This window comes from Pseudomonas sp. PDM22, from assembly GCF_014851965.1.
GTDB lineage: Bacteria > Pseudomonadota > Gammaproteobacteria > Pseudomonadales > Pseudomonadaceae > Pseudomonas.
On record NZ_JACVAR010000012.1, the window covers coordinates 103,072 to 122,915 of the forward strand.

Genomic DNA, 19,844 nt, shown 5'->3' on the forward strand with positions numbered 1-19,844 from the left:
CGTAGGGCGAATAACCGTTCACGGTTATCCGCCGTTCAATGCCAGGCGTGGTGAAGTGGTGGATCAGTCCAACCGGAACACCAGCGCCTTGAGGCCGCTGTCTTCCTCGATGTCGGCGAACTCCGGCGGGTTTTCCAGGCGTTCGATGAAGCGCAGCTGCGGCGCCTCGGCGGCCATGCCCCGGAGCAGGAAGTCCACGCCGATGCCTGGGTCGTTCACGCAGGCCAGCACGGTGGTGCCGGCGCCATCCAGCAGTTCCGGCAGGCGGCGCAGGACGCGGGCGTAGTCCTTGTCGAGGACGAAGCTGCCTTTCTGGAAGCTCGGCGGGTCGATGATGATCAGGTCGTACGGGCCGGACTTCTTCACCTTGCCCCAGGACTTGAACAGGTCGTGGTCGAGGAAGCTCACCTTCGACAGGTCGTGGCCGTTCAGGCGGTGGTTGTCGCGGCCACGACTGAGCGCGGCGCGGGCCATGTCGAGGTTGACCACCTTCTGCGCGCCGCCGGCCATCGCCGCCACGGAGAAGCCGCAGGTGTAGGCGAACAGGTTGAGCACGCGCAACCCGGCGGAGTTAGCCTGCACCCACTGGCGGCCGTAGCGCATGTCGAGGAACAGGCCGTTGTTCTGCTTGCGGCCCAGGTCCAGCTGGTAGCGCAGGCCATGCTCGCTGATCTGCCAGCCGTCGAAGGCTTCGCCGTGGAGCACTTCCATGGTGCTTTCCAGGGTGTAGCGGTGCTGCAGCATCAGGCTGCGGGCGCCGGTAGCGCGCCAGACATCGCCTTGCGCCAGCTCCACCAGCATCGCCCGCAGCGCGCTCAGCTCGTCTTCGGCGGGCTCGCGGAACAGCGACACCAGCAGCACGCCTTCCAGCCAGTCGGCGGTGACCTGCTCCAGCCCCGGCCAGCGGCGGCCGCGGCCGTGGAACAGGCGGCGGGTTTCCGCAGGGGCGGGGTTCAGGGCGGTGAGCAGTTGCTCGCGCAGGGTAGCGATGGCTTCGGTGTTCATCTATCCGGTCTTTCTGAATTCAGGCGATTGGGGCAAATCGGGGCGGCGATTCTACGCGCTCAGGCGCCATGGCGCTGCACCTGCAGTTTTTCCTCCGGGCGCGGGGCGACGAAGTAGCGGTTGAGCGCCTCGTAACCGGCCGGGTCCAGCGGCGCGGCCAGTGGGGCGATGGCGTGGCGCGCCAGCAGGCGGCTGCGGCAGGTGGCCGGGTCGACGTCGAGAAAATGCAGGCAGTGCGCCGCACCGGCCTGCTGCGCCAGGTCGATCAGCCAGCGGCGGTCGGCCAGGGTGTTGGCGGGGATGTCCAGCACCACGCTGGTGCCGGCGCGGAGCAGGCCGACCACGTGCGGGCCCATGACCTTGCGCACGCGGCGGGCGTAGAGCTGGTAGTCGTCGGGGTTGCTGATGCCCCAGGGGAACAGCTCGGCCAGCCACTGCTCCTCGGCCAGCATCACGGTGCCCGGTGCCTCCGCCAGTTCGCGGGCGAGGCAGGATTTGCCCGACGCCGCCTTGCCGCACAGCAGGTGCAGCGTGCCTGTCTGTGTATTCATGTGGTGGCCTCCAGCAGGTCGGTGCCGTAGGAGTTGTCGACCGCGCAACGCCAGGCGCCGTCGGCTTCGCGGCGGAACACGTAGGTGGCGCGGCGGCTCAGCTTGCCGTGACTGGTATCCAGCAGGGTTTGCGCGACAACGAGCGCGGTGTCGCCGGTTTCGAGGATGTCCAGGCGCCCCTGGCGCACCCGCAGGTTGTGCCCGAAGTGCTCGGCGATGGCGACGAAGGCCTGGCGGATCTGCGCCTTGCCGCGTGCCAGCAGGCCGGGCTTGACCACCAGCAGGGCGTCTTCGGTGTAGAACCCGAGCAGCGCGTCGAAGTCCTCGCGACCGATGGCGTCGTCGGCGGCCTGGATGAGCGCTTGCAGGGGGTGCAGCTCCGGGGAAAGAGCGGGGGAAGGTGCCTGGTCCATCAGTGTCTCCTCGATCGGGAGCCTCGGACGGCGGGCATTAAAAAACCCGCCGGGAGGCGGGTTTGGTTGTTCGCGGAATGCGCTAACCCACCATCGGAGCGATGGTGGTAATAATCTGCTGGAAGGTGCGATTGGCGGCATTCATGGCTCAGAAGCTATCAGAAGTTTCATACGTCGCGCCAGCGCTCTTTTTTTGCTGGCGGCATGGCATGATCGCGCCGCGCCATGGTCTGAGCACCATGCCTTTCTCCACGTTGTAGCGGAGTCTTTTCATGCCATCCCCCCTCGCAACCCGCTTCCTGCACGCCCTGGCGCTGCTCGCCGGGTTGGCCGCGTCCGTCGATGCCCTTGCCGCGACCTGCCCGCCGGGGCAGCGCCAGGTCTGCCTGGATACCTGCACCTGCCTGCCGGACCTGGGCGCAGTGCTCGGCCCGGTGCTGTCGGATACCCGCAAGATGGCCGCCCAGGCGCTGGGCGTGTGGCTGCAGCAGTCCCGCGAACAGGCGGCGCAGGGCGGCACCGAGCCGATCCCGCTGGAGATCCGCGCCCAGTTGCAGCCGTATTTCTCTGACGACGTGCTGATGGCCGCGCGCTATTCCACCGGTGCGCTGGACGAGCTGAACGCTGCCCAGGCGATCATGCAGAATCCCGACACCGAGGCGGTCACCCTGGTGGACGTGATCGTCTTCCGCAGCGAGGACGACGCGCAGAATGACGTTGCCCTCTGGGCCCACGAACTGTGGCACGTGAAGCAGTACCAGGAGTGGGGCGTGCAGGGCTTTGCCACGCGCTACTCCGAGGACTTCGATGCCGTGGAGGCACCGGCCTACGAGATGCAGCGCCGGGTCGCCAAGGACCTGCGCGACGGCAAGGTCACCGCACAGCAGAACTGACCTCAGCGGCTGGCGCTGGCCACCGGCGCCGGCGTGCCGCCGCCGAGCGCCTTGCACAGGGCGATCAGCGTCAGGCGCAGCTGGGTATCGCTGTCCACCACATCGCGGCGCGACTGCAGGAATGCGCGCTGGGCGTCCAGCTCCACCAGGAAGTCGGTCATGCCGCCGGCATAGCGCGCCTTGGCCATGCCATAGGCGACGTCGCTGCTGTGCAGCTTCTCCTGCAGGCGCTGGTTGCGCTGGCGCTCGGCGCCGTAGTGGTTGAGGGCATCGTCCACTTCCTGCCAGGCCTTGAGCACGGTCTGCTGGTAGGACACCGCCGCTTCCTGCTGCTCCAGCTTGCGCAGGTTGATCTGCGAGCGCCGCCGGCCGTTGTCGAAGATCGGCAGCGACAGGCTCGGGCCAACGCTCCAGGTGCGGCTGCCCCAGTCGCTGAACTTGCCATCGTCGGCGGACTCGTAGCCGAAGCTCGCGCCCAGGCGAATGGACGGGTAGAGGTCTGCCACGGCCACGCCGATGTTGGCGGTGGCGGCGTGCAGCTGGGCCTCGGCGGCGCGGATATCCGGGCGACGGCGGGCCACTTCCGACGGCAGGCCGAGGCTCAGGTCGGGCGTTTGCGCAGTGGTCTGCGCGACGGGCTTCAGGTCATCGCGCAGGCTGCCGGGCTCGGCGCCGATCAGCACGCCGATCTGGTTGATCGCCGCGCTCTCGCTGGCGTGCAGCTGCGGCAGGCTGGAGCGCAGGTCGGCGAGCTGGCCGCGCTGGCGTTCGACGTCGAAGTCGTCCACCAGGCCGCCGTCGGCGCGCACCTGGATCAGTTGCAGGGACTGCTCGGTGGCGACTATGTCCTGATTGGCCACGACGATCTGCTGCTGTACGCCGCGCAGCTCGAAGTAGGCGCGGGCCAGTTCGGCCGAGACGCCCAGGCGGGTTTCCTCGAACATCGCCTGCTGCGCCGCCACGCTGGCATCGGCGGCTTCGATGGAGCGGCTCACGCGGCCCCACAGGTCGGGCTCCCAGGAGGCGTCGAAACCGGCCTGGTAAAGGGTGAAGGGCTGCGCCAGCACCTTGCTGATCTCGTCGCTGCTGGCGCCGGGGGCGATGCGCTGGATCATCAGCGCGTTGGCGCCGTTCTCGCTCATGCGCTGGCGGGTCACGCCGCCGGAAGCGTTGACATCCACGCCACGCTGGGCCGCCACCATTTGCCGCTGCATGCGGCTCTGGGCGAAGCGCAGCACGGCGCTGTTGAGGTCGGGGCTGGCCTTGTCGGCGCGGCGTTGCAGGTTGTTCAGCACCGGGTCGTTGAACAGCGTCCACCAGTCTTCGCTGAGGTGGACATCGCCCTGGGCGGGGTGCAACTGCGCATCGCCCGAGTGCGCGGCCTGCCAGCTGGCTGGCGCCTGGGTTCGCGGCGCTTCGTAGTCGGGGCCGACGGCGCAGCCGGCGAGGCCTGTGCCGAGCAGGGCGAGGGAGACGAGGCGAGACGTGCGGTTCATCGATGGCACCTTTTCAGAATTGCACCTTTTCAGATTCGCTGGGCGCTAGTCATCGGACGAGCCCTCGAAACGCCGTGCGACGTAACCCAGCAGCAGGCCTGCGGCAATGCCGGCGAGGCCCAGCGTCAGGCCCATGGAGCGGTTGCTGACCATGCCGACGTTTTTCACATGGGTCGGCAGACCGAGCAGGCCGATGAAGAACAGCATCGCCAGCGACAGGGCGATCAGGTAGATGCCGCCGGCTCGCCAGGTGTCGGTGGCGATGCCCTTGCGGCGGCAGTACAGGTAGCCCAGCCCGAACGGCAGGGCGAGCTGGGTGACGGCGAAGACGACGAATTGGCTGGTTTCGCTCATGGGTGGCGGCTTCTGAAGTGGGGTTCCGGGTGAGGGTATTGCATCGCGGGGCCATCTCCAGTGATCGACTACGCAAGCCGGTGGCGGAACAGCCACGAGGCGAGCGGGAGGGTGACGGCGGCCACCACCAGCATGGGAATCAGGTTGTGCCAGACATCGGCCAGGGTCGCGCCTTCGAGGTAGACGCGCTGGATCAGGTCGATGCCGAAGCGCAGCGGGTTGGCGTAGGTCACCACCTGCAGGAATTCGGGCATGTTGCGCACCGGCGTGGCAAGGCCGGAGAGCAGCGTCAGCGGCATGATCAGCACGAAGGTGTAGAGCATTGCCTGTTGCATGTTCAGCGACACCGCGCTGATCGACATGCCCAGCCCGACACAGGCGATGGTGAATACCGCCAGCCCGGCGTAGAGGTTGAACAGCGAACCGGCCATGGGTATTCGGAACCAGAACAGCGCCATCAGCAGCACCAGTGTGGCCTGCAGCATACCGATCAGCAGGGGCGGAATGGCCTTGCCGAGCATGATCTCCAGCGGCGTGTAGGGCGTCACCAGCAACTGGTCGAAGGTGCCCTGTTCGCGTTCGCGGGCCACCGAGAGCGCGGTGAGCATCAGCGTCTGCATCATGCTCAGGGTGGCGATCAGCGCCGGGATCAGCGGCCAGCGGGTCTCCAGGTTGGGGTTGTACCAGGAGCGGCTGACCACGCTGATGGGCGCCGAGGCCAGGCCCTGTTCCTGGTTGAACTGCCCGACCACCACGGCCAGCCCGGCAGCGGCGGAGCCGGCGGTGTTGGAGTTGCGCCCGTCGAGGATGACCTGGATCGGCGCCGGGTCGCCCTGCGCCAGGCGGGTCTGGAAATCCGACGGGATATGGATCACCAGCAGGGCCTTCTGCTCGTCGATCACCGTCTGGATTTCCTCCACGCGGGTCAGCGTCGCCACCCGGTGGAAGATACCGCTGCCGTCCAGGCGCGAGGCGAGGCGGGTGGAGGATTCGCTGTGGCTCAGGTCGAGGATGGCGTAGGGCGCATCGTTGAGGTCGAAGGTCACCGCGTAGCCGAACAGCACGCTCTGCATCAGCACCGGCGCCACCAGCACGATGCGGTTGGCCGGGTCCTTGAGGATCACCAGCAGTTCCTTGCGCCACAGGTTGAGGATGCGCCAGAGAAATTCCATGGGATTCAGTCCAGCCGCTTGCGCGTCACCATCCGCGCCAGGCCCAGCAGGGCGACGGCGTAGGCGGCGAGGATGGCGCAGTTCTTGAGGATCATCGGCCAGAAGTCGCCGGCCAGGAACAGGGATTTCACCAGCTCCATGAAGTAGGTTGCCGGCAGCAGGTTGCCGATCACCCGGATCGCGGTGGGCACGTTGCGCAGGTCGAAGATGAAGCCCGACAACATCATCGCCGGCAGGAAGCTGGCGAGCAGGGCGATCTGGCTGGCGAGGAACTGGTTCTTGGTCACCGCCGAGATCAGCAGGCCGATGCCCAGCGCCACCAGCATGTAGAGCATCGAGGCGATCACCAGCACGACGAAGGAGCCGTAGATCGGCACGTCGAACAGGAAACGCGCGGCGAGCAGGCACAGGGCGAGGCCGATCATGCCGATGCCGAAGCAGGGGATGATCTTCGCCAGGAGGATTTCCACTGGCCGCACCGGCGTGACGAACAGCGCCTCCAGCGTGCCGCGCTCCCATTCGCGAGCCATCACCAGCGCGGTGAGAAAGGCGCCGACCAGGGTCATGATCAGCACGATCAGCCCCGGCACCAGGTACCAGGTGCTGGTGTTGGCGGCGTTGAACCACATGCGCTGGACGATGGTGACCGCGCCGCGCTGATCCGTGGATTGGGCCGTGCTGCCGGCGCTGCGGTCGGCCTGCTTCTCGCCATAGCCGGCCAGGGCGCTGCTGACGTAGGTGGATACGCTGGCGGCGCGGGTGGCATCCGAGCCCTGCACAAGTACCTGGACCTGCGCGTTGCCGTCGTTCAGGCGGCGGGTGAAATCGGCAGGGAACTGCACCAGCGCGTCCACCTCGCGCGCCTTCATCAGCGCCTCGCCTTCGGCGAAGGAGCGCACCAGGTGAGGCTCCAGGTACTCGGTGCGGCTGATCCCGGCAGCCACGTCGCGGGCCACGGGGGACGGGTCGTCGAGGACGATGGCGACGATGGCGCGCTTCACGTCCAGCGACAGGCCGTAGCCGAAGATCAGGATCAGCGCGATGGGCAGGCCGATGCCGATCAGCAGGTTGCTGCGGTCGCGCACCAGCTGCCGCACTTCCTTGCGCGTCAGCGAGGCGAGGCGCCGCCAGAAACCGCCGGCGCTCATGCCGCGCCCGCCTTGGCCGGATGGCTGTTGCTTTCGACGCGATTGCTCTCAAGGCGATTGCTTTCAACGATCTGGATAAAAGCCTGCTCCATGTTCAGCGTGCTGCCCTTGCCGCCGGCCTGTTCGCGGACTTCCTGCGGGGTGCCCATGGCCAGCAGCTTGCCGGCATCCTGGATGACGATGCGGTCGCAGTACTCGGCCTCTTCCATGAAGTGGGTGGTGATGATGATGGTGGTGCCAGAGGCCGCCAGCGCCGTGATGCGCTGCCAGAAGCCCCGGCGGGCGAGGGGATCGGCGCCGCTGGTGGGTTCGTCGAGAAAGAGGATTTCCGGCTCGTGGAGCAGCCCGACCGCCATCGCCAGGCGCTGCTTGAAGCCGCCGGGCAGCTGGCCGCTGGGCGAGTCCTCCTGGCCGCTGAGGTCGAACTGCCGGGACACCGCGTCCATCCGCTGGCTCAGGCGCTTGCCGCCCAGGCCATAGGCGCCGCCGAAGAAGCGCAGGTTCTCGGCGACCGAGAGGTTGCCGTAGAGGGAGAACTTCTGCGACACGTAGCCGACTTTGCGCCGCGCCTGGGCCCGCGCGTGGCGCAGGTTGACCCCGGCGACCTGCAGAGTGCCGCTGGTGGCCGGCAGCAGCCCGCAGAGCATGCGGAAGGTGGTGGTCTTGCCGGCGCCGTTGGGCCCGAGCAGGCCGAAGATTTCCCCGCGGCGCACGCTGAAGCTGGTGCTGGCGACGGCGGTGAAGTCGCCGAACTTGCGCACCAGGTCCTTCACTTCGATCACTGCTTCGTTGCTGTCGTCATGACGGTGAGTACCGGCTTTCAGGGATTCCATGTCGACGGCTTCGGCATCGCTGCGGGCGCGCAGGAGGAACATGAAGCCGTCTTCCAGGCGCGCGTCCACCTGGCGTACCGGTGCGCCGTCGAGCATCTGCTCGAGCTTGCCCTGGTCGGCGTCCGGCTGACGGATGAAACGCACCTCGCCGGACTGCGGCACCGCGTCGACGATGTTCTGGTGGTCGTCCAGCAGCCGCGCCTGCAGGGTGCGTGCGGGCTCGTCGGCGGGCGGGGTGGCGATGAAACAGAGGTTGTCGGCGTGTTCGCGGATCGACGCCGGGTCGCCCTTGGCCATCAGCTGGCCCTGGTGCAGCAGGAAGACTTCGGCGCAGCGCTCGGCTTCGTCCATGTAGGAGGTGGAGACCAGCACGCTGAGCTGCTCCTGCTCGATCAGTTGCTGGATGATCTCCCACAGCTCGCGGCGCGACAGCGGATCGACGCCGACGGTGGGCTCGTCGAGCAGCAGCAGGTCCGGCGAGCGCACCAGGGTGCAGGCCAGGCCCAGCTTCTGTTTCATGCCGCCGGAGAGCTTGCCCGCCGGGCGATCGGTGAAACGTGCCAGGTCGGTCATCTCCAGCAGGCGCTGGTAGCGCTCCTGGCGCTCCTTGTGCGGCACGCCGTGGAGGTCGGCGTAGAGGTCGAGGTTCTCCTGCACGCTCAGGTCCTCGTAGAGGCCGAAGCGCTGCGGCATGTAGCTGATACGGTCCTGCACCTGCTGCGGGTGGGCGTGGACGTCCACGTCCAGCACCGTGAGCGTGCCGGCGTCGGCCTGCAGCAGCCCGGCGACCAGACGCAGGAAGGTGGTCTTGCCGGCGCCGTCCGGGCCCACCAGCGCGGTGAGCTGGCCGCGCGGGATGTCCAGACTGATGTCCTTGAGCGCCTGCACGGTCTTGCCCGACTCTTTCACCAGAAAGTGCTTGGCTAGGCCCTCGGCGCGAATTACTGGAGCGTCAGACATCAGCGCGGCTCGTCGGCGAAGCGCACCGTGGCCGGCATGCCCAGGCGCAGGCGGTTGTCCGGGTCGGCCACCAGCACGCGCACCTCGTAGACGAGGCTGGTGCGCAGTTCCTCGGTCTGCACCGACTTGGGTGTGAACTCGGCCACCGAGGAAATGAAGCCGACATGGCCGTCGATGGCCTGGTCCGGGTGGCTGTCGGTGAATACCTGGGCCTTCAGGCCGGGCTTGATGCGGCCCAGGTTGGTTTCGCTGACGTAGGCGCGGATCCATTTCGGATCGGTCAGCGCCAGGGAGTACACCGGGCGCTGCGGCGAGGCCATGTCGCCGGGCTCCAGCAGGCGCGAGCGCACGGTGGCGTTCTGCGGCGCCTTGAGGTCGGCTTCATCGAGGTTGTGCTGCAGCAGCGCCACGTCCGCACGGGCGGCGGCGAGCTGGGCGTCGGCCTGGGCGATGTCTTCCGCGCGCGGGCCGATCTGCGCCAGGCGCAGGGACTTCTGCCGGTCTTCCAGCTCGGCCTGGGCGACCTTCTGCTGCGAGGTGGCACTGTCGATGTCCTGCTGGCTGACGGCGCGGCCGCCGGGGCTGTTGGCGCGGATGCTCTCCAGCCGGCGCAACTGGGTGTTGGCAAGGTCGAGCTGGGCGCGGGCGGCCTTGTCCTGGGCTTTCGCCCGGTCGATGTCCTCGGGGCGCGAGCCGTTCTTCAGGCGCAGCAGGTTCTGCTCCTGGGCGGCAATCTGTGCCCGGGCCTTGTCGATCTGCAGGCGCAGGGCGCGGGTGTCCAGGCTGGCCAGCACGTCGCCGGCTTTCACCACGTCGCCTTCCTCGACATTCATCTTCGCGATGCGCTCGCTGCCGGTGAAGGCCAGCGACACCTGACGGATGTCCACGTTGCCGTAGAGCACCAGGCGTTTGTCATCACTTTCGCGGGACTGCAGGTACCACCACAGCCCGCCCCCCAGCAGCAGCGCAACGAGCGCCACCAGCACCAGCTTCTTAGGCATCGGCCCATCCCTGATTCATGACAGCCCGGAGAAGGATAGACAGTTATTCGCCCCAGGACTCTGACGCAGGCCGCTACCCCGCGTCGCAGAGCCTGCCCTTCGTCAGTTGCCGTGCCGCTGGGGGCGTCGCCTGTTAGCGTGGAGAGACATCCCGATGGAGATGCCGCCATGGGCAAAGACGAAAACACCACGAGCGCGCACCGGGCGTCCTTGTACCTGCGCGCCCAGCGGATTCAATGGTTCGGCCTGGTGCTGCTGTTCCTGGCCGTGGGGCTTGCGGCGTTGACCGACTTCCTGCAGCGCGATGGCGGTGTGGCGACCATTGTCGCCTTCGCTGTGGTCGGCGCGCTGGCGCTGGTGGTGGCGCGGTTCATCCTGATGCGGCCGAAGCCTGTGTAGGAGCCACCGGTACTGGGCCGATACGGCTCAGCGCCGCGGAATGGACTGCACCTGCGGCTGCATCTGCTGCTGCGGGATGTTCCGGTAGCCCATCTGGCCCTCTTCCATGGGCGGCGGGCGTGGTGCGTCGTGGTCGTTGTGGCTGCCGCAGGACGAGCCGCCCAGCAGCACGGCCAGCGCGCCGATCATGAGTAGAGCGGTGGTTTTTCCCATGGTGGTTGCTCCTGGTGAGCCGTCCTTCCAGTGAAAACGAAAACCCGCCGGTGAGCCGGCCGGTCGGACGAATGGGGGCGCCGCAACCGGCCCGCCGGTTTCCCTGGCAATCGCTTGAAATCCCGCTGTTTTCGCGCGGTTACGATCGTGCAGATTGCCATGGATCAACCATACTCAGGCGACTCGCTCCGGCGTTGTGCTCGGGGGAACAAGGAGGGCGGGATGCTCGACTATTTTGCGCTGGGGGTACTGATCTTTGTCGGATTGGTACTGTTCTACGGGATCATCGTGCTGCACGACATTCCTTATGAGATTGCGGTACACCGCAACCATCCCCACCAGGACGCGATCCACGCGGCCGGCTGGGTAAGCCTTTTCACGCTGCATGCGCTGTGGCCGTTCCTGTGGATCTGGGCCATGTTGTACCGCGAGGACCGGGGCTGGGGCTTCCATCACGGCAAGACGCCGGCGCAGGAGGCGCAATACCTGGAACAGCAGCTGGCCGAGCTGCGTCAGCGCCTGGATGCGCTGGAAGGCCGCCAGAGCTCGCCTGCCGCACCGGCAACCACTCAACCGGGCGGGGAGGGCTGAGCCATGGACCTGTTGCTGATCCTCACCTACACCGCCTTCTGCGTCGCCATCTTCAAGATCTTCCGCATCCCGCTGAACAAGTGGACGGTACCTACCGCCGCGCTCGGCGGCATCGTGCTGATCGGTACGCTGATCTTCCTGATGAATTACAACCACCCGTATTCCGAGGTGGCGCGCACCTACTTCGTCACCACGCCGGTGATCCCGGTGGTTACCGGGCAAGTGGTGGAGGTGCCGGTCAAGGGGAACGAGATCATCGAGAAGGGAGCCGTGCTGTTCCGCATCGATCCCAAACCCTTCCAGCTCAAGCTGGATTCGCTCAAGGCGCAACTGGTCTCGGCGCGCGCCGACCAGGCCCGCGCCCGTGAGCTGGCGCTGCGCAACGTCGGCAACAAACGCGACGTGGACCTGACCACCGCCCGCGTCGATGACCTCAACGCGCAGGTGGCCCTGGCTCAGTTCAACCTGGACAACACCGTGGTGCGCGCGCCCTCGCGGGGCTTCGTCAGCCACGTGTCGCTGCGTCCCGGGATGATGGCCAGCCGCTTGCCGCTGCGCCCCTCGATGGTCTTCGTGCCGGATGAAGGCCCGTATTTCACCGCCTGGATGCGCCAGAACAGCCAGCTGCGCCTGACCGTCGGCGACGAGGCCGAAGTCGCCTTCGACGGCATACCCGGCAGGGTCTTCGCCGGCACCGTGGACAAGGTCCTGCCGGTGATCGGCGAGGGCCAGGTGCAGCCTTCCGGCACCCTGATCAGCTACACCGGCTCCCCGCCGCCGGGGCGGGTACCGGTGTTGATCAAGATCACCGACCCGGATTTCACCCCGTACGCGAACATCATGCCCGGCGGCTCCTACGGCCAGGCGGCGCTCTACAGCGAGCATTTCCACCATGTGGCGATCATGCGCAAGATCCTCCTGCGCATGGCGGCCTGGATGAACTACATCTTCCCGTTCCACTGATTCGCGGCATTGCGGCGCCCCCACGGGGGCGCCTGCGCGTGGGCGTCCGTCTGCGCGTGAACAACACGGGGGAGGGGGTAGTGCAGTCTCCTGCCGTACAACCTGGCGACATCGATAGCTCAACCGGAGAACCCTATGAAGTCCTATGTCGCGTTGTTGTCCCTGCTGCTGTTGCCGTTTCTGCAAGGCTGCGCGGAAAAACAGGTCCAGCCGGAGGAATACTCCGGCTTCCTGTATGACTACTCCCGTCTCACCGAACAGGAAAACGCCGCGGGCACCAAGGTCCTGGCCTGGATCGACCCCAAGCTGAACCTGATGAACTACCGCAGCATCGTCATCGAGCGCTCGCAGTTCTACCCGGCGCCCAAGGCCACCGATCAGCTCTCGCAAGCGACCATGACGCAGATCACCGACTACTACGACAAGGCGCTGCGCCGCGAGCTGGGCCAGGTGCTGCAGGTCGTCGACAAGCCCGGCCCGGGCACCCTGGTGCTACGTCCGGCGATCACCGCGGTGAGCAGCCACACCCAGACGCTCAAACCCTATGAAGTCATCCCGATCGCCCTGATCGCCGCCGGGGTCAGCACCGCTACCGGCATCCGCGACCAGGACACCCAGATCGCCACCGAAGCGGCGATTCTCGACGGCCCCTCCAGCCGTGTGGTCGCCCAGGTAGTGCGCAAAGGCACCGGGCATGCGCTGGAGAACGACAGCCAGGCCATGGCCGCCAGCGACTTCAAGGGCGTGCTCGACGGCTGGGCCCGCGACATGCGCCTGACCTACAGCAAGTTGCGCGAACTCAAGTAGTTCTCGTCATTCAAGCAATCCCGCTCGTCCGCCAGGGCCTGCACCAGCACTGGCAAACCTGCTCTCCATGCGGCGCCCAGCGTGGCGTCGCATCGGCCTGTCATGAAATGAAAAGCCCCTGTCGCACGATGTGAAGCTTCCCGCCCGGCCCCTGCCTATTGTCCGCTCAAAGGGCGCTTGCCTGCTCCAAACGGGGCGCCCAAGACAACAAGACAACTGGAGATTCCGGCCATGGCCAAAGCCGTTCGTTTCTATGAAACAGGGGGACCCGAAGTCCTGCGTTACGAGGACGTGGAGGTCGGCGAGCCCGGCCCGGGGCAAGTGCGCATTCGCCATGTGGCGGTGGGCCTGAACTATGCGGACACCTATTTCCGCAATGGCACCTACGCCGTTCCGCTGCCCAGCGGCATGGGCGTGGAAGCCGCCGGCGTGGTGGTGGCGGTGGGCGAGGGCGTGACCAACGTCGTGCCCGGTGACCGAGTCACCTACACCGGCTTCATCAACACCCTCGGCGCCTACAGCACCGAGCGCCTGGTACCGGCGGCGCCGCTGATCCGTCTGCCGGAGAACATCGCCTTCGAGACCGCCGCCGCCATGACCATGCGCGGCCTGACCTCGGCCTACCTGCTGCGTCGCATACACGACTTCAAGCCGGGCCAGAGCATCCTGCTGCACGCCGCCGCCGGCGGTGTCGGTCTGATCGTCTCGCAGTGGGCCAAGCTGCTCGGCCTGCGGGTGATCGGCACCGTCTCCAGCGACGCCAAGGCCGAGATCGCCTTCGCCCACGGTTGCGAGCACGTCATCAACTACAGCCAGGAAGGCGTCGCCGAGCGCGTGCGCGAACTGACCGATGGCCGTGGTGTGGACGTGGTCTTCGACAGCGTCGGCAAGGACACCTTCATGACCTCCCTGGAGTCGCTCAAGCGTCGTGGCCTGATGGTCTGCGTCGGCACCGCGTCGGGCCCGATCCCGCCGTTCGATCCGGTGCTGCTGGCGATGAAGGGCTCGCTCTTCCTCACTCGCCCGGCCCTGGCCGACTACATCGCCGACCCGGCGGAAAAGGCGGCGCTGCTGGACGAGCTGTTCACCCATGTGGGCAACGGCGACATCCGCATCGAGATCAACCAGCACTATGCGCTGGAAGATGCCGTGCAGGCCCACCGCGACCTCGAGTCGCGCAAGACCACCGGCTCGTCGATCTTCGTCATCTGAGGGCGCCGCCATGCACGTAGAACGTCTGACCTGCAGCATCGGCGCCGAAATCTCCGGGGTGAACCTGGGCGACGCCTCCCGCGATGAAGGCCTGTTCGCCGAGCTGCGCGAGCTGCTGCTCAAGTACAAGGTGCTGTTCCTGCGCGACCAGGACATCACCCGTGCCGAGCACGTGGCATTTGCCCGCCGCTTCGGTGAACTGGAAGACCACCCGGTGGCCGGCAGTGACCCGGAGCACCCGGGCCTGGTGCGCATCTACAAGACTCCGGACCTGCCCAACGACCGCTACGAGAACGCCTGGCACACAGACGCCACCTGGCGCGAGGTGCCGCCCCTGGGCTGCGTCCTGCGCTGCGTGGAGTGCCCGCCGGTGGGCGGCGACACCATGTGGGCGAACATGGCCCTGGCCTACGACATGCTCCCGGCCGAGATCAAGGAGCGCATCGCCAAGCTGCGCGCGCGCCACAGCATCGAGGCCAGCTTCGGCGCGGCGATGCCGATCGAGAAGCGCCTGGCGCTCAAGGCCATGTACCCCGACGCCGAGCACCCGGTGGTGCGTACTCACCCGGAAACCGGCGAGAAGGTGCTGTTCGTCAATGCCTTCACCACCCACTTCAGCAACTACCACACGCCACAGAACGTGCGCTTCGGCCAGGACGCCAACCCCGGCGCAGCCGACCTGCTGCGCTACCTGGTGAGCCAGGTGTACATCCCCGAATTCCAGGTGCGCTGGCGCTGGAAGAAGAACGATGTGGCGATCTGGGACAACCGCTGTACCCAGCACTACGCGGTGATGGACTACCCGCCCTGCGTGCGCCGCATGGAACGCGCCGGAATCATCGGCGACAAGCCGTTCTGATCCCTGAAGAAAGACTTCTGACAAAAACAATTACGGAGACCGACATGCAATTCTTCGACGATTCGCTGCACCCCGAGAACCAGGACAAGGTGGTCATCACCACCGCTCCCTACGGCCCCGAATGGATGCCCGAGGACTTCCCCGAAGACATTCCGGTGACCATGGACGAGCAGGTCCAGAAGGCCGTTGACTGCTACGAGGCTGGCGCCACCGTGCTCCACCTGCACGTCCGCGAGCTGGACGGCAAGGGCTCCAAGCGCCTGTCCAAGTTCAACGAGCTGATCGCTGGCGTGCGCGAAGCCGTGCCGGACATGATCATCCAGGTCGGCGGCTCGATTTCCTTCGCCCCGGAAAGCGACGGCGAAGCGGCCAAGTGGCTGTCCGACGACACCCGCCACATGCTCGCCGAGCTGACTCCCAAGCCCGACCAGGTGACGGTGGCGATCAACACCACCCAGATGAACATCATGGAGCTGCTCTATCCGGAGTACCTGAAAGGTACCTCCCTGGAGAACCCGCTCTACCAGGCGGCCTACAGCGAGATGACCGTGCCGGCCGGCCCGGCCTGGGTCGAGGAGCACCTGAAGCGACTGCAGGCCGCCGGCATCCAGCCGCACTTCCAGCTGACCGGCATGCATGCCCTGGAAACCCTCGAGCGCCTGGTGCGCAAGGGCGTCTACAAGGGCCCGCTGAACCTGACCTGGATTGGCATCGGCGGCGGCTTCGACGGCCCCAACCCGTTCAACTTCATGAACTTCGTGCACCGCGCACCGGACGGCGCCACCGTCACCGCCGAGTCGCTGCTCAAGAACGTCCTGCCGTTCAACATGATGGCGATGGCCATGGGGCTGCACCCGCGTTGCGGCATCGAGGACACCATCATCGGCCAGCACGGCCAGCGCATGACCTCGGTGGAACAGATCCAGCAGTGCGTCCGCGTCGCCCATGAACTGGGCCGCGAGGTCGCCAGCGGCAAGGAAGCACGCGCCATCTACAAGATCGGCGTGCAGTACGACAGCGTGGAAGAAACCCTGCGCATGAACGGCATGGCGCCCAACCGCCAGCCGGGCCAGAAGTCCGTTCCGCTTCGCGCGTGACAGGCTCCGTGGCGCGGTCTGCCAGTACCGCGCCACGGCTTTTATCCCAGAACAACAAGAATCCATTGACCCACCTGGAGAGCTAGCACCATGGCCATCCACTCCGTCGCCCTGGGCGACATCCCTGCCACCGTGCCCAGCGTGCCGCGCCGCTATGCCTGGGTGGTGTTCGCTCTGACCTTCGGCCTGCTGATCTCCGATTACATGTCGCGTCAGGTGCTCAATGCCGTCTTCCCGCTGCTCAAGGTCGAATGGGCCCTGAGCGATGCGCAGCTGGGCCTGCTCAGCGGCATCGTCGCGGTGATGGTCGGCCTGCTGACTTTCCCGCTCTCGCTGCTCGCCGACCGCTGGGGGCGCGTACGCAGCCTGGCGCTGATGGCCATGCTGTGGAGCCTCGCAACGCTTGGCTGCGCCGTGGCTGAGACCTTCCCGCAGATGTTCGCCGCGCGCTTCTTCGTCGGCGTCGGCGAGGCCGCCTACGGCAGCGTCGGTATCGCCGTGGTCATCTCGGTATTCCCGGCGCACCTGCGCGCCACCCTGACCGGCGCCTTCATGGCCGGCGGCATGTTCGGCTCGGTGCTCGGCATGGGCCTGGGCGGCGTGCTCGCCGCGCACCTGGGCTGGCGCTGGGCGTTCGCCGGCATGGCGCTGTTCGGCCTGCTGCTGGCGCTGCTCTACCCGCTGGTGGTGAGCGAGAAGCGCATTGCCCCGGTGGCCGCTGCCGAAGCGCCGCGCCAGGCCGGCGGGCGCTCGCTGCGCAGCCTGTTCGGCAGCCGCTCGGTGATCGCCGCCTACCTGGGCAGCGGCCTGCAGCTGTTCGTCGCCGCCGCCGTGATGGTGTGGATTCCCAGCTACCTGAACCGCTACTACCACCTGGACACCGGCAAGGCCGGGATGATCTCCGCGGTGATCGTACTGGTCGGCGGCAGCGGCATGGTGCTCTGCGGCATCCTCTGCGACCGCCTGGGCCGCAGCAACCCGCCGCGCAAGATCATCCTCGCCATCGGCTTCTGCCTGGCCAGCTGCCTGCTGCTGTTGGTGGCCTTCCACCTGCCGCCGGGCACTGCGCAACTGAGCCTGATCGCCCTCGGCATGCTGGTCGCGGCCGGTACCTCCGGGCCGTCCGGCGCCATGGTCGCCAACCTCACCGCGCCGGCCGTGCATGGCACCGCCTTCGCCACCCTGACCCTGGCCAACAACCTGCTGGGCCTGGCGCCCGGCCCGCTGCTCACCGGTGTGCTGGCCGACCGCATCGGCCTGGACCGTGCCTTCCAGCTCATCCCCTTGCTGAGCATTCTCGCCGCGCTGGTCTTCCTCTACGCCCGGCGCCACTACCACAGCGATATCCGCCGCCTGCGCGGCGAAGAGGAGGGCGCCTGATGCCGACTCTCAATCTGGACATGACCTTTGACTTCATCTGCCCCTGGTGCCTGATCGGCAAGCGCAACCTTGACGTCGCGCTGCGCCTGCTGGCCCGCCAGCGTCCGGAACTGGACGTGCGGGTGAACTGGCTCGGCCTGCAGCTGCTGCCGCAGATTTCCATGGAAGGCGAACCCTTCGCCGAGTTCTACCAGCGCCGCCTGGGCGGCAAGCGCGCCGTGCGTGCGCGGATGGGTGAAGTGCGTCGCGCGGCCGAGGGCGCCAGGGTCGACCTGGACCTCGAACGCATCCTCACCATGCCCAATACCACCTATGCCCACCGGGTATTCCAGCGCGCCGTGCATGTGGGCAGCGAGAACCAGAAGGAGCAGTTGCTGGAGATGATCTTCCGCGCGCACTTCCAGCTGGGCCAGGATATCGGCAACCGCGAAACCCTCTGCCGCCTGCTGCGTGCCTGTGATTTCAACGTGGCCGACTTCGACGACGCCCTGGCCGACGGCGCGCGCCAGTTCATCGGCCGCCGCGTGGCCCTGGCCGATTCCAGCGTGCCGATGTTCCTCCTCGAAGGCCGCGCCTTCGCCCTCGGCGGGCAAAGCCCCGAGCAGTTGCTGGCGGCCCTCCATCGAGCGATTGATCGACAGCACCCCGAGGCGATCCCGGCATGAGCTGCTCGATCCGTATTCCCGCCGACCGCCTGCCGGCGCGCGGCGGCCGCAGCCTGCTGCATCACGAGAAGGGCATCATCCTGCTGTTCGATATCGACGGCGAACTGCATGCCATCGACGACCGTTGCCCCCATGCCGGCGCCTCGCTATTCAGCGGCCGCCTGGACGGCCGCTGGCTGCAGTGCCCGGCCCACGGCCTGCGCTTCGACCTGGCTACAGGCTGCCCGGCGGGCATCAAGGGCTTCGGCCTGCAGCGCTATGAGATCGAATGGCGCGCCAACGAGTGCTACGTGGTGCTGGCCCGGCAGGAGGTGCCGGCATGACCACGCTGACCCTTTCCGCCCTCGGCACCCGCAGCCGCACCCTGCTGCCGGGTCTGCTGGTCAGCGCCATGGTGGCGGCCGCCGCGACCTTCCTCTCCGAGCACTACGGCGCGCCGGTGATGCTCTTCGCGCTGCTGCTCGGCCTGGCGATGAACTTCCTTTCGGCCGACAGCGTGTGCAAGGCCGGCATCGAGTTCACTGCCCGCGAAATCCTCCGCCTGGGCGTGGCGCTGCTGGGCATCCGCATCACCTTCGGGCAGATCGCCGAGCTGGGCTGGCAGCCGGTGATCATGGTGGTGGTGCTGGTGACGGTGACCATCCTGGTCTCCATCGCCGCGGCCCGCGCCATGGGCTTCAACTTCCTCTTCGGCCTGCTCACCGGCGGCGCCACGGCCATCTGCGGCGCCTCTGCGGCGCTGGCACTGGCGGCGGCATTGCCGGCGCACACGCAGAAGGAAAAGGCCACGCTGTTCACCGTGCTCGGCGTATCGGCGCTGTCGACCCTGGCGATGATCCTCTACCCGATGATCGTCAAGTCGCTGGGCCTGCCGCCGTTGCAGGCGGGCATCTTCCTCGGCGGCACCATCCACGACGTGGCCCAGGTGGTCGGCGCCGGCTACAGCATCTCCAAGGAAGTCGGCGACAGCGCCACGGTGGTCAAGCTGATGCGCGTGGCGATGCTGCTGCCGGTGATCCTCTGCGCGGCGATGATCACCCGCGCCCGCGGTGTGGAACCGGGCGAGCAGCGTCCGCCGCTGCTGCCGTGGTTCGCCGTGGGCTTCGTGCTGCTGGCGGCGGTGAACAGCACAGGCTGGCTGCCGCCCTTGGTGCAGCAGGCGGGTGGCAGGCTGTCGCAGTGGTGCCTGGTGATCGCCATCGCGGCGCTGGGCATGAAGACCCAGTTGCGGGCACTAGCGACGGTGGGGATCAAGCCGATCCTGCTGATGCTGGGGGAGACCGCGTTCCTTGCGGTGCTGGTGTTGGGGATGTTGCGCCTGGCCGGTTGACGGCTCACTGCAGCTCGCCCAAACGCCCCTTTCTGCAGGGGCGTTTTTGCACACAGGTATTACGGAGAAATCCTACATTTGCCCGTCCCCGTCCGGCAGAAGCCTCGGCCCCATGAATCTTAAAATTTGGAGGTGAATTGATTTCTTAAAGGAAGTAAGTTGATGTCAATTGAAAAGGTGGTCTTGGTCTCTGTCACTGAGAACGCAGCCAAGAAGCAGGCAATCAAAGCTGGTGGCAAGATCAAAGCGCAAGCCGGTACCAAGTACCTGCTCCAGGTCGAAAACAGCGACGTCTCCCCCGAGAACATCACCGTCAAGCGTGACGGCAAGGACCTGCTGGTCAGCTTCGAGGGCAGTGACAAACCCGACCTGACCATCCAGGACTTCTTTGCCGAAGGCATGGACAGCCAGCTCTACGGCGTAGCCGAAGATGGCCAGCTGTACGCCTATGTGCGCACCGACGGCGAGACCTTCGGCGACAGCCAGTTGTTGCTGGCAGACG

Annotated in this window: 23 protein-coding genes; 13 read left to right on the top strand and 10 right to left on the bottom strand. The window is 66.9% G+C overall.

The window, feature by feature from the left end; translation table 11 throughout:
- Nucleotides 1–63 precede the first annotated feature (63 nt).
- From IB255_RS29860 to IB255_RS29870, 3 genes are read right to left on the bottom strand one after another with little or no spacing between them, the layout of a single operon-like run.
- A complete protein-coding gene (locus IB255_RS29860; protein WP_192211242.1) occupies nucleotides 64–1,005 on the bottom strand; it encodes a class I SAM-dependent methyltransferase in 942 nt (313 codons plus the stop codon).
- Between the two features lie 59 nt (nucleotides 1,006–1,064).
- Nucleotides 1,065–1,556 (bottom strand): AAA family ATPase, encoded by a 492-nt coding sequence (locus IB255_RS29865; RefSeq protein ID WP_081516829.1) that lies wholly within the window; start codon nucleotides 1,554–1,556, stop codon nucleotides 1,065–1,067.
- Entirely contained in the window at nucleotides 1,553–1,969 is a 417-nt protein-coding gene (locus tag IB255_RS29870) for a YybH family protein (protein ID WP_192211243.1), read from the bottom strand. The genes IB255_RS29865 and IB255_RS29870 overlap by 4 nt, the downstream gene beginning before the upstream one ends.
- Before the next feature lie 272 nt (nucleotides 1,970–2,241).
- Between IB255_RS29870 and IB255_RS29875 the strand changes: the two genes are divergently transcribed.
- Entirely contained in the window at nucleotides 2,242–2,862 is a 621-nt protein-coding gene (locus tag IB255_RS29875; protein ID WP_192211244.1) for a DUF4157 domain-containing protein, read from the top strand.
- 2 nt (nucleotides 2,863–2,864) lie between these two features.
- Here IB255_RS29875 and IB255_RS29880 read toward each other — a convergent pair whose 3' ends face one another.
- From IB255_RS29880 to IB255_RS29905, 6 genes are all read right to left on the bottom strand, one after another.
- Nucleotides 2,865–4,358, bottom strand: coding sequence for an efflux transporter outer membrane subunit (locus IB255_RS29880; RefSeq protein WP_192211245.1), 1,494 nt, complete (start codon nucleotides 4,356–4,358; stop codon nucleotides 2,865–2,867).
- Between the two features lie 45 nt (nucleotides 4,359–4,403).
- Nucleotides 4,404–4,712 (bottom strand): hypothetical protein, encoded by a 309-nt coding sequence (locus tag IB255_RS29885; protein ID WP_192211246.1) that lies wholly within the window; start codon nucleotides 4,710–4,712, stop codon nucleotides 4,404–4,406.
- 68 nt (nucleotides 4,713–4,780) lie between these two features.
- Nucleotides 4,781–5,884 carry an ABC transporter permease gene (locus tag IB255_RS29890; protein ID WP_081516834.1) on the bottom strand — a complete coding sequence of 368 codons (1,104 nt, stop codon included), beginning with the start codon at nucleotides 5,882–5,884 and terminating at the stop codon, nucleotides 4,781–4,783.
- A gap of 5 nt (nucleotides 5,885–5,889) precedes the next feature.
- The gene (locus tag IB255_RS29895) at nucleotides 5,890–7,032 is read right to left on the bottom strand and encodes an ABC transporter permease (protein ID WP_081516835.1); all 1,143 of its coding nucleotides are present in this window, start codon (nucleotides 7,030–7,032) and stop codon (nucleotides 5,890–5,892) included.
- The gene (locus IB255_RS29900) at nucleotides 7,029–8,825 is read right to left on the bottom strand and encodes an ATP-binding cassette domain-containing protein (protein ID WP_192211247.1); all 1,797 of its coding nucleotides are present in this window, start codon (nucleotides 8,823–8,825) and stop codon (nucleotides 7,029–7,031) included. Before IB255_RS29900 ends, IB255_RS29895 begins: the two co-directional genes overlap by 4 nt.
- Nucleotides 8,825–9,826: an HlyD family efflux transporter periplasmic adaptor subunit gene (locus IB255_RS29905; protein WP_192211248.1), complete on the bottom strand. Its 1,002-nt coding sequence runs from the start codon at nucleotides 9,824–9,826 to the stop codon at nucleotides 8,825–8,827. The genes IB255_RS29900 and IB255_RS29905 overlap by 1 nt, the downstream gene beginning before the upstream one ends.
- Nucleotides 9,827–9,994: 168 nt before the next feature.
- Between IB255_RS29905 and IB255_RS29910 the strand changes: the two genes are divergently transcribed.
- Nucleotides 9,995–10,225, top strand: a complete 231-nt coding sequence (locus tag IB255_RS29910; RefSeq protein ID WP_081516838.1) for a hypothetical protein — start codon at nucleotides 9,995–9,997, stop codon at nucleotides 10,223–10,225.
- 27 nt (nucleotides 10,226–10,252) lie between these two features.
- Here IB255_RS29910 and IB255_RS29915 read toward each other — a convergent pair whose 3' ends face one another.
- Nucleotides 10,253–10,438 carry a hypothetical protein gene (locus tag IB255_RS29915; protein WP_151186762.1) on the bottom strand — a complete coding sequence of 62 codons (186 nt, stop codon included), beginning with the start codon at nucleotides 10,436–10,438 and terminating at the stop codon, nucleotides 10,253–10,255.
- Between the two features lie 222 nt (nucleotides 10,439–10,660).
- Between IB255_RS29915 and IB255_RS29920 the strand changes: the two genes are divergently transcribed.
- From IB255_RS29920 to IB255_RS29970, 11 genes are all read left to right on the top strand, one after another.
- Nucleotides 10,661–11,029, top strand: a complete 369-nt coding sequence (locus IB255_RS29920) for a DUF3302 domain-containing protein (RefSeq protein ID WP_192211249.1) — start codon at nucleotides 10,661–10,663, stop codon at nucleotides 11,027–11,029.
- A 3-nt stretch (nucleotides 11,030–11,032) separates the two neighbouring features.
- Nucleotides 11,033–11,992, top strand: coding sequence for an HlyD family secretion protein (locus tag IB255_RS29925; RefSeq protein WP_192211250.1), 960 nt, complete (start codon nucleotides 11,033–11,035; stop codon nucleotides 11,990–11,992).
- A 135-nt stretch (nucleotides 11,993–12,127) separates the two neighbouring features.
- Nucleotides 12,128–12,799, top strand: a complete 672-nt coding sequence (locus IB255_RS29930) for a DUF3313 domain-containing protein (RefSeq protein WP_192211251.1) — start codon at nucleotides 12,128–12,130, stop codon at nucleotides 12,797–12,799.
- A 231-nt stretch (nucleotides 12,800–13,030) separates the two neighbouring features.
- The gene (locus IB255_RS29935) at nucleotides 13,031–14,011 is read left to right on the top strand and encodes a quinone oxidoreductase family protein (RefSeq protein WP_081516842.1); all 981 of its coding nucleotides are present in this window, start codon (nucleotides 13,031–13,033) and stop codon (nucleotides 14,009–14,011) included.
- 10 nt (nucleotides 14,012–14,021) lie between these two features.
- Nucleotides 14,022–14,870 carry a TauD/TfdA dioxygenase family protein gene (locus tag IB255_RS29940; protein WP_192211252.1) on the top strand — a complete coding sequence of 283 codons (849 nt, stop codon included), beginning with the start codon at nucleotides 14,022–14,024 and terminating at the stop codon, nucleotides 14,868–14,870.
- Nucleotides 14,871–14,914: 44 nt separating this feature from the next.
- Nucleotides 14,915–15,967 carry a 3-keto-5-aminohexanoate cleavage protein gene (locus tag IB255_RS29945; protein ID WP_081516844.1) on the top strand — a complete coding sequence of 351 codons (1,053 nt, stop codon included), beginning with the start codon at nucleotides 14,915–14,917 and terminating at the stop codon, nucleotides 15,965–15,967.
- 90 nt (nucleotides 15,968–16,057) lie between these two features.
- Nucleotides 16,058–17,347, top strand: a complete 1,290-nt coding sequence (locus IB255_RS29950) for an MFS transporter (RefSeq protein WP_081516845.1) — start codon at nucleotides 16,058–16,060, stop codon at nucleotides 17,345–17,347.
- Nucleotides 17,347–18,012, top strand: coding sequence for a DsbA family protein (locus IB255_RS29955; RefSeq protein ID WP_081516846.1), 666 nt, complete (start codon nucleotides 17,347–17,349; stop codon nucleotides 18,010–18,012). The genes IB255_RS29950 and IB255_RS29955 overlap by 1 nt, the downstream gene beginning before the upstream one ends.
- Nucleotides 18,009–18,335 carry a Rieske (2Fe-2S) protein gene (locus tag IB255_RS29960; protein ID WP_081516847.1) on the top strand — a complete coding sequence of 109 codons (327 nt, stop codon included), beginning with the start codon at nucleotides 18,009–18,011 and terminating at the stop codon, nucleotides 18,333–18,335. The genes IB255_RS29955 and IB255_RS29960 overlap by 4 nt, the downstream gene beginning before the upstream one ends.
- A complete protein-coding gene (locus IB255_RS29965) occupies nucleotides 18,332–19,342 on the top strand; it encodes a YeiH family protein (protein ID WP_192211253.1) in 1,011 nt (336 codons plus the stop codon). Before IB255_RS29960 ends, IB255_RS29965 begins: the two co-directional genes overlap by 4 nt.
- A gap of 162 nt (nucleotides 19,343–19,504) precedes the next feature.
- The coding region (locus tag IB255_RS29970; protein ID WP_225595108.1) for a hypothetical protein at nucleotides 19,505–19,844 on the top strand (340 nt) is incomplete at its 3' end.